The 13,181-nt window shown below is 41.3% G+C and carries 14 protein-coding genes; 11 read left to right on the top strand and 3 right to left on the bottom strand.

Annotated features, from left to right (window positions below):
* Positions 1 to 141: 141 nt before the first annotated feature.
* The 9 genes from H5164_RS08105 to H5164_RS08065 all read left to right on the top strand — a co-directional run bounded on the left by H5164_RS08105 (position 142) and on the right by H5164_RS08065 (position 5,958).
* Positions 142 to 360 carry a DUF6500 family protein gene (locus H5164_RS08105; RefSeq protein WP_182755531.1) on the top strand — a complete coding sequence of 73 codons (219 nt, stop codon included), beginning with the start codon at positions 142 to 144 and terminating at the stop codon, positions 358 to 360.
* Between the two features lie 279 nt (positions 361 to 639).
* On the top strand, positions 640 to 1,428 hold the full coding sequence (locus H5164_RS08100) for a VacJ family lipoprotein (protein WP_182755529.1): 789 nt from the start codon (positions 640 to 642) through the stop codon (positions 1,426 to 1,428).
* 3 nt (positions 1,429 to 1,431) lie between these two features.
* On the top strand, positions 1,432 to 1,833 hold the full coding sequence (locus H5164_RS08095) for an ATP-binding protein (protein ID WP_124015283.1): 402 nt from the start codon (positions 1,432 to 1,434) through the stop codon (positions 1,831 to 1,833).
* 6 nt (positions 1,834 to 1,839) lie between these two features.
* Positions 1,840 to 2,169 carry an STAS domain-containing protein gene (locus tag H5164_RS08090; RefSeq protein WP_124015282.1) on the top strand — a complete coding sequence of 110 codons (330 nt, stop codon included), beginning with the start codon at positions 1,840 to 1,842 and terminating at the stop codon, positions 2,167 to 2,169.
* Entirely contained in the window at positions 2,162 to 2,959 is a 798-nt protein-coding gene (locus tag H5164_RS08085) for an ABC transporter ATP-binding protein (protein ID WP_182755527.1), read from the top strand. Before H5164_RS08090 ends, H5164_RS08085 begins: the two co-directional genes overlap by 8 nt.
* Positions 2,959 to 3,753, top strand: coding sequence for an ABC transporter permease (locus H5164_RS08080; RefSeq protein ID WP_182696872.1), 795 nt, complete (start codon positions 2,959 to 2,961; stop codon positions 3,751 to 3,753). The genes H5164_RS08085 and H5164_RS08080 overlap by 1 nt, the downstream gene beginning before the upstream one ends.
* A gap of 12 nt (positions 3,754 to 3,765) precedes the next feature.
* Positions 3,766 to 4,215, top strand: coding sequence for an outer membrane lipid asymmetry maintenance protein MlaD (mlaD, locus tag H5164_RS08075; RefSeq protein WP_124015279.1), 450 nt, complete (start codon positions 3,766 to 3,768; stop codon positions 4,213 to 4,215).
* Positions 4,215 to 4,790 carry a phospholipid-binding protein MlaC gene (locus tag H5164_RS08070; RefSeq protein ID WP_124015278.1) on the top strand — a complete coding sequence of 192 codons (576 nt, stop codon included), beginning with the start codon at positions 4,215 to 4,217 and terminating at the stop codon, positions 4,788 to 4,790. The genes mlaD and H5164_RS08070 overlap by 1 nt, the downstream gene beginning before the upstream one ends.
* Positions 4,791 to 4,800: 10 nt before the next feature.
* Positions 4,801 to 5,958, top strand: coding sequence for a PP2C family protein-serine/threonine phosphatase (locus H5164_RS08065; protein ID WP_182696870.1), 1,158 nt, complete (start codon positions 4,801 to 4,803; stop codon positions 5,956 to 5,958).
* Positions 5,959 to 6,115: 157 nt separating this feature from the next.
* On the opposite strand, the gene hmpA is transcribed toward H5164_RS08065, so the two are convergent.
* On the bottom strand, positions 6,116 to 7,297 hold the full coding sequence (gene hmpA, locus H5164_RS08060; RefSeq protein WP_182755525.1) for an NO-inducible flavohemoprotein: 1,182 nt from the start codon (positions 7,295 to 7,297) through the stop codon (positions 6,116 to 6,118).
* 186 nt (positions 7,298 to 7,483) lie between these two features.
* Here hmpA and norR point away from each other — a divergent pair, with 186 nt between their 5' ends.
* Both norR and H5164_RS08050 read left to right on the top strand, forming a co-directional pair.
* Positions 7,484 to 9,064, top strand: a complete 1,581-nt coding sequence (gene norR, locus H5164_RS08055) for a nitric oxide reductase transcriptional regulator NorR (RefSeq protein ID WP_182755523.1) — start codon at positions 7,484 to 7,486, stop codon at positions 9,062 to 9,064.
* Positions 9,065 to 9,214: 150 nt separating this feature from the next.
* On the top strand, positions 9,215 to 9,961 hold the full coding sequence (locus H5164_RS08050) for a DUF1499 domain-containing protein (RefSeq protein WP_259396769.1): 747 nt from the start codon (positions 9,215 to 9,217) through the stop codon (positions 9,959 to 9,961).
* 144 nt (positions 9,962 to 10,105) lie between these two features.
* Here the strand turns inward: H5164_RS08050 and H5164_RS08045 are convergent, their stop codons facing one another.
* Together H5164_RS08045 and H5164_RS08040 are read right to left on the bottom strand one after the other, a co-directional pair.
* Positions 10,106 to 11,842: a tannase/feruloyl esterase family alpha/beta hydrolase gene (locus tag H5164_RS08045; protein WP_182755518.1), complete on the bottom strand. Its 1,737-nt coding sequence runs from the start codon at positions 11,840 to 11,842 to the stop codon at positions 10,106 to 10,108.
* Positions 11,843 to 12,177: 335 nt separating this feature from the next.
* On the bottom strand, positions 12,178 to 12,897 hold the full coding sequence (locus H5164_RS08040; protein ID WP_310736175.1) for a FadR/GntR family transcriptional regulator: 720 nt from the start codon (positions 12,895 to 12,897) through the stop codon (positions 12,178 to 12,180).
* Between the last annotated feature and the right edge of the window lie 284 nt (positions 12,898 to 13,181).

Raw genomic sequence — 13,181 nt, 5'->3', positions numbered from 1 at the left:
GATTACTTTTTTAGCATAGTACTGTTGATTATTGTATTGGTTACTCTAAGGCGATGTGCTAAACATAGCACTATCTGTGTATCAGATATTAATAAGATATAGGCTATTTTTAGTCAGTTAATTTTAAGTGAAGAGGACATAATGAGAGCCGAACTAAGAGCAAAAATCATCGAAGTGTGTGATAAGAAAATGGCCTTGAAAGGCGATAACGTCGGTTTGTCATTTTATGCTTTCTTTACCAATAAAAATGATAATCCGGCACTATTGATGGAAGCGGCAACATGGTGGATTGAAACCCATCAACTAGACCATTTTGTCAAAGCCCATAAAATTAAACACATGGTGAATAATGGCTTGTAATCATCTGCAGCACTTATACGCTAGGGGTCATCATTAATTCAATAAGCCATCTCGATAGTAAGCCTACTGATGCCTTGATTGATGAGCGGTTGCATATTGTGAACTCAATGATCGAATAAATTATTTTTGAACGATCAATCAAATTGTATTTATCGTTTGCATGGTTTTAATGTTATATTTTCAATCTTGAGCACAATTAGCTGAGCTAAATATGATGCTCACTACCAATATAGGTAGCAGATTTTTTCAATTTAAAAGCTGGAGTTATGAGTGAAAGTGATGGGGCGATTAGTTGTGATTGTAGGCACTTTACTCTTGTTAAGTGGGTGTGCTACTACCTCAACACCGGGCGATCCGTTCGAAGCGGTTAATCGAAAAAGCTGGGATTTTAATTACCAGGTTATGGATAAATATGCGTTAAAACCAGCAGCCCAAGGCTATGAAAACGTTCCTCAGCCTATCCGACAAGGGGTGACTAACCTTTTATCAAATCTCAGTGAACCGCTTTACGCATTAAATAACCTCTTGCAATGGAAAGTGACTGACAGTGGTAGCAGCGTGTTACGTTTTGTCGTCAACACAACAATCGGCTTAGTCGGTATTTTTGATCCTGCTACAGACATGGGACTGGCTAAAAAAGAAGAAACATTCGCACAAACCTTTGGTGTTTGGGGGATCGGTAATGGACCATTCATTATGTGGCCTGTTTATGGAGCCAGCACGGCACGTAATACCGTCGGTGATTTTGTTGATATTTTTGTCTATCCCTTGTCTATTCTGACATTTGAGCAAAGAGCGGGGAAATTTGTGCTTGAAGGATTAGACAGTAGGATTGAATTTCAGCAATATGAACCTATCTTAGATAAGTCATTAGATCCTTATGGCTATGTTAAAGACGTCTATCTACAGCGAGATGCGCACTTAGTCAGTGACGGAAAAGTAGATGAGGCTGATACAGAAGAATTTGATCTAGAGTTCGATGACGAACTATTAGATGATGAGCTATTAGATGAAGCTCCAGTAGATAAAAAAATAGGCGATCAAACTGATATAAAAAATACGGACTAGCCCATGTCAAACATCAAAACGTTTTCATCTTGTACAAGTGAATTAAAAAATATTCGCCAATTTGTGGAACATGCTTGCCAAGACTTTCCCTTTCGCGAAGATAAAGTTAATGAAATCGTATTAGCCGTTGATGAGGCTTGCGCCAATGTGATTCGCCATGGTTACCACATGTCGAAAAAAGGCTGTTTAGAGATAGAGATCAGCAGTGACCATGAACATGCGCGATTTGTGATTAAAGATGTGTGTTCGCAGATTACTGATAAACAATTAATACCGCCAGAAAACAATTTATGTGAACCGGGTGGCCTAGGCCTTTGCTTGATCCATTATGTGGCAGAAACCGTAAGATTGCTCCCACATAAAGGTAAAGGTAATTGGTTAGAATTGACGGTTAAATTTGAGTGATATGAAATGAATATTGAAATTGAGCAACAAAATAATTATCAAGTCGTTAAGCTTTATGGTGAAGTCGATCTGAGCAATTCACGCAGCATTAAACTCGACATCATCAAATTAATTAAGAGTAAAAATAACGTTATTGTCGATTTTACCCATCTGCAATATATCGATAGCTCAGGAATGGCGTCATTAGTTGAGGCGTTTAATGAGGCCAAAGAAAACCATACTGAGTTTCATATTGTTGGTGCTAATGGTTCGCCGCTTCAAGTATTGCAATTAACCCGCTTAAACACAGTGTTTAACTTAGCGGATTCAGTAGGTGCTGTAACTCACAATGGTTAAGCCTATTATTACCGTAGAGCATTTGTTTGCCCAGTATGGTGACACCCAAGTACTTAAGGATGTCAATTTAGAGGTCAACCCCGGAGAGATTCTGGTGGTGATGGGCGGTTCAGGCTCAGGTAAAAGTACTTTACTCAATCACATGCTTGGGCTTAAAACACCGGTTTCTGGCACTATCACGATTGATGGTGTGAATATTTTTACGGCTAAAAGTAAGCAATTACGTCATTTACGTCAAAAAATGGGTGTCGCTTTTCAAGGTGGCGCACTGCTGAGCTCGTTGACTGTGGCCGATAATGTCAGGTTACCCTTAGAGCAGAATACTTCTTTAGACACCCAAACTATCGATATTATGGTGCGGATGAAGCTTGAACTCATGAATATGGCCGGCACTGGTCATATGATGCCCTCTGAATTATCAGGTGGCATGTTAAAGCGTGCCGGCTTAGCTAGAGCGGTTATCATGGACCCTAAGTTACTGTTTTTTGATGAACCGTCGGCAGGACTTGATCCGACTACCGCAGTAGAGTTGGATGAGCTTATTTTAACCTTAAGAGATGCCATGAACATGACCATAGTGGTGGTGACTCATGAGCTTGAAAGTGTGTTTAAAATTGCCGATCGTGTGGTGGTATTGTTTAACGGCGAAGTCGTGGCAAATGGCACGGTTGACGAGATTAAAAATTCGCCAGATGAACGTATTCAAAATATGATTAACCGCCAACCTAATACTTACCGAGACGATGGCGAGGTTTACTTCAATCGACTGTTAGATAAGGACAATATTTAATGACCGCCTTATTTAATGCGATCAGTAATCTGGGCGCCGCAACACGAAAAAATATCGACAGTTTAGGCCTAGCGACAATGTTTTTACTGCGCATTGTCAGCAGCCTATTTACTGGGCTGGTGTCATTTAAACAAGTGCTCAAGCAAATATACTTTATCGGTAATCGGTCTTTAATCGTCATTATTGTCGCAGCATTATTTACTGGCATGGTGGTGGCGCTGCAATTTTACGACACCTTAGTGCGCTTTGGATCGGTGGATTTGTTGGGTTCGGCAGTGGCCTTGAGTTTGATTAAAGAACTGGGCCCGGTAATGACTGCATTGATGCTGATTGCGCGAGTAGGCTCTGCTACCTGCTCTGAAATTGGTATTATGCGCAATGAGCAGCAGTTTGATGCGCTTGATTGCATGGCGATTAACAGCTATCGCTATGTTATGTTGCCACGTTTACTTGCCGCGTTAATTTGTGTGCCTATTCTAACGGCAGTGTTCGACCTGGTTGGGATAAGCGGTGGTTATATCGTTGGCGTTCACATCCAAGGCGAAAACCCCGGTGCATATATTCAAGGTGTGCTGGATACGATTAGCTTTAAAGATGTGCTGGTTGGTCAAATAAAGTCGTTGGTATTTGGTTTATTTATTATGTGGATACCTTTGTATTACGGCTTTTACTTACACCTGAATCAAAAAAATATGGGCGCTGAAGGCGTCAGTAATGGCACCACTCAGGCAGTGGTAATGAGTGCAATTATTATGCTATTTAGTGACTACATCGTTAGCTCATTAGCGCTATAACTCGAGGTAACAATGAAAAACAATTACGTCAATTTTCTCGTCGGCCTGTTTGTGCTGTGCGGGATTGGAGCCTTGGTATTTATGTCTGTTACCATTGGCGGGGCATCGATTTCTAATAGCGGTCAATATACCTTAGTCGCTAAATTTGAAAACTCTTCAGGTTTAAAAGAGGGGGCTTTTGTTGAAATGTCCGGTGTAAGGGTTGGGTTAATTAAATCGATTAAGTACGACCCTAAAGCGTATGAATCTGTGGTTACAGTGTCATTAGATAACAGCATTACCGTGCCAGATGATTCTGTCGCGTCTATTCGTACATCTGGGATTATCGGTGACAGGTTTCTTAAAATATCCAGCGGTGGATCAGACATCAATATGGAAGATGGTGATGAGTTTATTGATACAGAATCATCAATTAGCATCGAAGAATTAGTTAGTAAATATATGTTTAGTCAGGATAAATAATGAAATCTATAATAGCTTTAATCATAATGTTAGTGATGCCGTCTGTAGCTTTAGCAGCACAAGGACCGACAGATCGGGTTAAATTGGGTGTGTCAGATATCATTAGTATTGCTTCTGATAGTGCTTTGTCTGTTGAACAAAAAAAACAATCGCTCAGTGATGTGATTGAAAAACATGTGGATATTCAAGCGTCTGCGCAACGCGTATTAGGTAAGTATTGGAGAGAAGCAAGCGATAGCGAAAAGCGTCAATTTATGGTGTTGTTAAAAGGCGTGCTAGTCGATACTTATATTGTATTGTTAGAAAAATATGACAATGAAACAGTTGCTTACACTGGCGAGACCATCAAGAAAAAAGTCTATGCAACGGTAGATACCGACATTCATACCAAAGACAATATCATTCCAGTTTCTTACCAGCTTTATCAGCGCAATGATGAATGGAAAATTTACGATTTTGTAGCGGAAGGCCTATCAATGATCCGTACCTTTAGTAAAGACTATCAAAGTACCTTAAAGAAAAGTGGTGTTTCTGGTTTAAATGAAGCCCTTGCTGCTAAATTAGCCCAAAAGTAAGGTCTTCCCTTTGAGTATAGACAGAGCATTAGCTAATAATATCATTGATGAAACCTTGTGGTTTAAAACCACCTTGGCGCTCACGTTAACTGAGTTTAATTATTATCTCATTAAGAAAAATGGCCAAATTAGCTGTAATTTTTCATCCTTGTGTGATCAACATTACACTAACCTGTATAAACAGTTTCAAGCATTGTCGTTACAGCACAGTACCATTGAGATATTGCCATTAAATGATGATGGCAAGACGTCTTGGGCACTGCCTTTTGGTAAAGATTCGAGCTTATTTGACTGTATCATTTTGCTCGATTTGCCTGCCAATGTAGAGTCGCATCATGTTAGTGCATTGTATTTCAAGCTTTTATATCAGCTAAAAAGTTTTCAATTCTCTGAAGCATCTTCACAGCTCAATGCCGCTCAAGTATGGATCCGCGATGAGATAGAAGAGATTACCCGCTTACAACAGCTAATGTTGCCAGACAAAGGTATTGAACTAAGCTCCGTTAAAATGGCCTACACCTACAAAGCAATGAAAGGCGCTGGTGGCGATTATTTAGATATTGTCGATCTCGGTAAAAGTCGTCCTGACATTCAAGGTGATATAGGAATGATTATTGCCGACGTATCGGGGCATGGCCCAGCCGCTGCCGTAGAGACAGCAATGATAGATGCGATTTTACGCACCTTTGAGCCGAAGAACTTATCCAGTAGCTCTTCAGAAGTACTCAATTATATCAATCAACACTTTTTCACTAAAAAGCCCCGCGGCAGTTTTTTAACCGCCACAGTGCTTCGTTATAATTGTAAAGACAAAGAGCTCATTTATGCCAATGCTGGTCATCCGCATGCGTACTTGAAAAAAGCCAATCGACTGGTTGCTCTAGATCAGGGCGGGATACCGATAGGTGTACTGCGTGAGCAAAATTGGGATACCTACAGGGTTAGCGTGGATGTTGGTGATATCTTGTTTGTTTATACTGATGTTGTCATCGAAACTCAAAATGCCCAAAAAGAGTTATTTGGCTTTGATCGCTTAGAAAAAGCCATTAGTGCCGCCCCCGATGAACCCGAAGCTATGCTGGAGTATCTTGAACAGCAAATGAAACTATTTTGCGGTTTTTCAGAGTTTCAGGATGACTTAACCATGTGTGCTATCCAGTTTATTTAAGTTAATAGAGTATTTTATCATTGAGAAGATGAAGATTGGGATGACGATATCCCGTTTTAGGGCATATCCAGTCGCAGGTTTAATCGTTTTTATCGATAACTAAAAAGCCCTGAGTTAACGCTCAGGGCTTTTTCTATCTTACGGGTTTGTTGGGTGATTAAGCGCTTAATGCTTCAGTTGGGCCAAAGAATTCATAATGAATTTGGTTTTCTGGTATACCTAAGCTGGTGGCGATAGCTAATGCTGCTTTCATAAAGCCAGTAGGGCCAAGTAGGTAAAATTCTACATCGCGGTCTGCAGGCAGTTGCTCCGCAATCAATGATGTATCGATGAAGCCTGTCGCATGAGGTTGGCAATATTGTCCTGGTTGGCTGTAAACATACAACGGCTTGATGTGGTCATGGGTTAAGGCTAGTTGATCAACATGGTGTTTAAACGCATGAACATCACTATTAAGAGCTGCATGAATAAAGCGAATATCACGGCCTGAACCAGCTTCAGTATTGAGCATACTAATCGCAGGCGTAATGCCCACACCGCCGGTGAGTAAAATTAACGGTTTGGTATTTTTGCGTAAAGTGAAATCGCCACTTGGGGCACGTAATTTCACTTTATCACCTAACTGAATGTGGTTATGTAAGTGATTTGATACCACACCATTAGGTTCACGCTTGACGCTAATTCTTAAGTAATCTTTGCCTGCCGCGTCAGATAAACTGTAGTTACGACGCATTGATACGCCATCGATATCATCAAATACCAAGGTTAGAAATTGACCGGCTTCAAAACTTGGCAAACCTTTATCATCAAATGGTTGAAAGTAGAATGAGGTAATCACTGAACTTTCATCTACACGTTTTATTAAAATAAACTCACGCTCGCCGCGCCAGCCACCAGTTTTCTGTTCGTTCTGTGTATAAATTGACTCTTCAGCCGCAATTAATATGCTGGCTAACTGACCGTAAGCTTTGGCCCAAGCATCAATCACTTCGTCTGTTGCAGCATCGCCGAGTACGGCTTTAATGGCCTGTAATAAACAGCTGCCAACCGCATCATATTGGTGCGGCAATATACCTAGTGCGGTATGCTTTTGGACAATTTTACTGACCGCAGCGCTTAAATTACCTAGCTCATCAATATTGGCACCATAAGCAATCACAGCGTTAGCCAGTGCTTTAGGTTGAGTGCCTTTAGCTTGGTTAGTTTGATTGAAATAAGGCAATACTTCAGGATGCTGGGCAAACAGTAATGGATAGAAATGGCTGGTAATGTCATTGGCGTAAAGTTGTAACGCGGGGACAGTGGCCTTAATAATTTGAACAGTTGCAGTGTCTAACATTCATGATTCCTTTTTGGGGAGTAAATAGCGATAAGCTTCAATCAATTACCTTGTATACCTAGACATTACACAGAACGTGCCAACATTTATCACACTGATTTTAAACATATAAATTTTATAAAGGTTAAATTGACCTAGATCAATAAGTGTGTCAAATTAACCTAAATTAGGTTTATTTGACTTATTATGAATATTGTTCCCTTTATCGACATTGTAGAAGACTTAAATCGTGACTTAATAAAATCGGAGCGTTACTTGCGGCTGATTTTAGCGATTCAACGCGCCATTCCGTGCGATGTTGTAGCCTTACTGAAGCTTAAACAGGATCATTTGGTGCCTGTAGCTGTGGTGGGCTTAAAGCAAGAAGCGTTAGCGCGACAATTTTCGATTAACCACCATCCACGCTTGCAGCAAATTTTAACTAACCCACACATTACCCGCTTCGATGCCGACTCAACACTGCCCGATCCCTATGACGGTTTAGTCGATGATGGCAGTGAACAATTGCACGTGCATGACTGCATGGGTAGCACCATTTATATCGATGGTAAAGCCTGGGGCGTTTTAACCTTAGACGCTATGCAAGCAGGTAGTTTTGATTCGCTTAATCCAACTGAAACCCGTGCTTATATTGCTGCTGTGGCCGCTGCGATTAGTACCAGTGAACATATTGAAGCGTTAGAAATTCAAGTTGAACGTAATCATCAAGTGGCACAGTGCATGTTAGCGACTGCAGGGCCGTCGAGCATTATTGGTAACAGTGGCGCAATTACGGATTTATTGTCAGAGATAAATACTGTTGCCGCCAGCGATCTATCGGTATTAATTACCGGGGAAACTGGTGTGGGTAAAGAGTTGGTTGCCAAAAGCATTCATCAACAATCACGTCGTAGCGAGCAACCGTTAGTGCAAATTAACTGTGCAGCACTGCCAGAAAGCATCGTTGAAAGTGAACTCTTTGGTCATGTAAAAGGTGCCTATTCTGGTGCGGTAAGCGATCGTCGGGGCCGCTTTGAGCTTGCCGATGGCGGCACATTATTTTTAGATGAAGTGGGTGAATTACCGTTAGCGGTACAAGCTAAGTTATTGCGTGCATTGCAAAATGGTGAAATTCAGCGTGTTGGTAGCGACAATATTATTGTGGTGGATGTCAGAATTATTGCTGCAACTAATCGTAATTTGCAGCTAGAAGTTAAAGAAGGTAGGTTTAGAGCTGACTTGTATCATCGTTTAAGTGTTTATCCACTGCCAGTGCCAGCATTACGAGATCGCGATAAAGACGTTATTTTATTGGCAGGCTATTTTTTAGAAAAAAGCCAACATCAACTTGGGGTCGCGAAACTGAGGTTGCAACAAAGCGCGATTAATCAATTAGCCCAATATCATTGGCCTGGCAATGTGCGTGAGTTAGAGCACTTGCTTAGTCGCGCTGCCTTAAGGGCCATTAGTGAACAAGGTCGTCATGCTAGTATTATTAGTATTAGCCCTGTGCATCTGGGGTCAGAGTTTATGGCGAGTCATTCTGAAGCACCACAGCAAACCGCGATGGAGAGTCAATCCACCAATGATTCAACGGCTACGTTATCCCAAGTGATAACCCAAGGACTGCGTGATGCCACCGATGAGTATCAGCGGCAAGCCATACAAACAGTATTCTTGACTGAGCGAGGTAACTTAGCTGCAGTTGCAAGGTCCTTAAAGCTAGATAGAAGTAATTTAATTCGTACCATGCGTCGTTTAGCGCTTGATCCTAATACGGGTGAGTAAAGCGAAACAACACTGGTTAAGTCAGTAAACGGTTCGAGCTTATCTTATTGAGTCAGAATATTTTTTTGTTGTTTGAGAAATTTATTAGCACAAATTCAGGTCAATGTAAGTTGAGTTAGATAAATTAGGATTACCTAAAGGATGAATGTGATGCAAAAAAGCAGTTTAAGTAATATTGCGTTAGTGGTGGCATTGGTTGCAGTAGCACTTGCCGTATTAATGGTATTTGGATCGACAATAGGATTATGGGATCCCATAGTCGGCTTCATGGCCAGCCGTAATTACAATAACTTGCTGGGATATGTTGTCGTCGTGATTGGGTTAGTGGCATTAATTACCAGCTTTACCATTAAGCAAAACAGTCGTGCTAAAGGTAAAGGGCTTATCAATTCGACCATAGCGTTAGTGCTTGGATTAGGCATATTGGCGCCGAGTATTGTGGCATTGGTTATTGAGCCAGTTAAATACCCACCTATTCACGATATAACCACTAATACCCAATCGCCACCGCAATTCGAATTTTTAACTGACAGTCGTGAAGGCGCTAAAAACAGCTTAGTTTATGGTGGCCCTGAAATCGCTGCGCAGCAACTGCAAGCTTTTCCTAATATTAACCCTATAGTGTCAGACTTAACCGCTGATGCGGCTTATCAAAAGGCACTTATGGTTGCGGAGTCAATGGGTTGGACTATTGTCGCTCAAGACCCAAAGGCACGTCGTTTTGAAAGTACCTCAAGAACCCCATTTTTTAACTTCGCAGACGATATTGTTGTGGTCGTGTCTCTATTAGAGCAGGGTAGCCGTATTGATTTACGCAGTGTATCGCGGGTTGGAATCGGCGATCGCGGTGTCAATGCACAACGCATTCAAGAATTTAGCCTGCGGTTTGCTGAATAAATTAAGTCGCAGGTTTTAACAAGTAAAAGCAGCATAGAATGCTCCTTTTACTTGTTAGCTATTAAATAAAGAGGTGCCCAAATGCGTTACCGTGATGGATATCTTGTTCCACAATCTAGTGCGTCATTATGTGGCTTATTGTTTCTATTGCTCAGGAGTCACGCAGATAAAGTTAACTGCATCTTCCATGTTACCTGTACCGCTATAGGTTGCCACTTGTGGGAAAGGGCATAATGGTCTTGTCCGTGTTTTAGACCAGTTAGCGGGTAACTCAGTATTTTCAGAACGAACAGAAGCATTTATGCTCTCAGGTGCTTGCCCTTGTTCTACCCATGCAACGAGAGAGTCAAGCATGTCAAAGCGGTCTGTAGCTAACCCCTTACCACAATGGTTCATACCAGGGACTAAATATAAGCGAGCAAACTCGTCGGCTTGATTTTCATTGGCGTTCTGCAAGCCTTTGTACCAGTTAACTGTATCGTTAGGTGAAAATACTGCGTCAGAAGTACCATGAACGACCATTATCTTAGCGCCACGATCTCTCAATACAGTCAGATCAGTTGGATTTGGTGGTGTCATGAATGTCATACCTGACTGGGTGTAAGTATCATCAATCGCATAAATACGCTCAACATCGGTATCCATATCAAAAGGCATCACAAATTCATATGCACCGAGTTCCGTTGAACCATTATAAGGGGTTGGTGCGGTTGAGAATATAAATGCCACAGCGCCTGGATCTCTCATCATCGCCATGAAAAATTCCCAGTTATAATAATCATTGGTGCCCATGCCCGCATCATAAGGGAAGTCTGAATAAATGGCCGCATCTGTATTGCTATTTCGTGGCCCAGACATAATGTTTGTCATTACAGACTTCTGCGCAGCAGTTAAACATGTGCCATCTCGGTCAGCAGGACAGGTTGGCACATCTCGATCTAAATCAAATGCATCTTGGCAACCATAAGTATCTTGTACCATTCCGTCGCTTGCGCCATCTAATGCGTCACATTGCTGTGCGACTTTACTTGAAACGAGTGCAAACTCTTCTTGGGTGAAGCCATTTTGTAAAGATGCGAGCACATTTTCGACGTCAATATCTACTAGGCTTGAATATTGCTGAATACCATAAAGCTGCGAAACAGCTGCTTTGGGTAAGTTGAACCCTGGGTTACCCACTAAGAAACCATCATATAAATCGGCATAGCGTGTTGCGGCAACCATGGTATGGCGTCCACCGTTTGAGCAACCTCCAAAGTAAGAACGATCAGGCTGTTTACCATATGCGGTTTCAATTAAAGATTTAGCCATTGGCGTGAGTTCGGCAACCGCATTGTAGCCATAATCTAAGCGTGCCTGAGGATCTAGCCCAAACATGGGTGCTGCTGATGCGTGTCCGGTGTCGGAACTGATGACTGCAAAGCCTTTGTTTAGCGCACCAGAATCCTTGCTTGCAGATGTAAGGAAACGACCAACGGCTTTTTGCACTTTACCATCTAAGCCGCCATTGGCTTGGTAATAAAAACGGCCATTCCAGTCTGACGGTAAACGCATTTCAAAACCAATAGCGTACTCGGCATCACCATCCATCCCTATGCCAGTTCTTTCGTTCATTTTCCCTGTGATTAAACAATGTGAAGGAGACGGGTAAATTTCGCCTGCGTCATATTCCACATCACCCGCGGGGATGAGTTCTGCACTGATAATTGTAGTGTCGGCATAATTGAACTCAGTTGCGAGTGTTGCACAACTGGTGATACTTGCAGGTATGGCGGCCTCAAGTTGTGGAATGCCTTCCGAAGATGAGTCACTATTGCAGCCGTAAAGAGCAATACACAAAGGTGCTAAAGCTAAGGGAATCCATAGATTTTCCGTTTTCATATTAATCCTCATTGTTCATACCTGAATGGTAATATGTTAAACGTATAACATATGATTTGCAGGGTAAATACTGATAAGAATTTAATGACTAATGGGTCTCAGTTTCTACATTGTTGGGAAATAGATCGCAGTTGGTTTGACAAAACAGAAATTTAAGCAGCTTTTAACTAAGATAAATACTTTGCTAGCAATGTGATAATGTCATTTGGATTGGCTGAGGTGTTTTGTACAGAGGCTGCAAATCTTGTTGAGCTTTGTTTTACTATGGGTATAAAAACAGACTCATGAATAAACATGAACCTGCGTATAATCAAGACTGTACAGTATAATAATGCTTATTTTTCAGTGTCTCTATAATCTTTTTCTACAGCGTTGAGCCTTAGGGTAAATGCTTGTAAGTGTGTGCGCATTTCTGCCTCAGCTTGTTGACCGTCTTGTGCGATAACCGCTGCAATAATTGCGTCATGAAGGCCTACTGGATGGACTTTGTCATGGCTAGGTTCAAATTTTGAAGTTGCATTACTGATAACTTGCAACAGAGATTTGACGATAGCCGCGAGAAAACGATTTCCTGACATATCAGCTAAAATATAATGCACTTTCTGGCGTGAATAAACGGTATCAGAATAGTCTAATATGTGTTCTTCACAGCGAGAGGCCTCACGTAATTTTTCTGCCAGTTCAGGGGTGCAATTTTGCGCTGCTAATTTAGCCACCATAGGCTCAATTTGTAATCGTGCCTCGCAGACTTCGGCGAATGACATTTTTTCCATGATGAACAATTCCTGACACACATTAGTCAGTCGTTCAAATGTCATCAGTTTTACGAAAGCGCCACCCATCGCACCTTGTTTAATTTCTACAAGGCCACTCGCTTCAAGTCCTTTAATTGCTTCTCGCACTACAGTGCGACTTATTTGAAACAATTCAATGAGTTCTCGTTCGGATGGTAGTTTATCACCAGCTAAATACTTACCTTCAAAAATAGCATTCTTTAGTTGGTTTCCTATTTCATCGGAAGCTTTCATGTGTTTGACTGAGGTAAAGTTAACCAAGTTCAGTGTCCTAAATTTGTTCTGGTTTATATTCTATCATGCTCATACATATGCTTAATAGTTATGCTGATGAAATATCCTTGTTTTCCCGCTCCTATTTATGCGTCACAACTGCTTGTAAGTATATGACTCAAATTCGATTATTTGCTTTCTGTTGATATTCATCTGTTGAATTTCTCTCATCGGTAATGCCTATTATATTTTTGTTGTTAGAAAGTCACAAAATCACTTTTTTTTGAGAGCTACTCCATAGATGTAATAACTATCCCTTTATGGGTAATATC

The sequence above is a fragment of the Shewanella sp. SG41-3 genome, from assembly GCF_014164545.1.
Classification (GTDB): Bacteria; Pseudomonadota; Gammaproteobacteria; order Enterobacterales; family Shewanellaceae; genus Shewanella; species Shewanella vesiculosa.
This window is presented reverse-complemented; position numbering and strand designations above follow the sequence as displayed.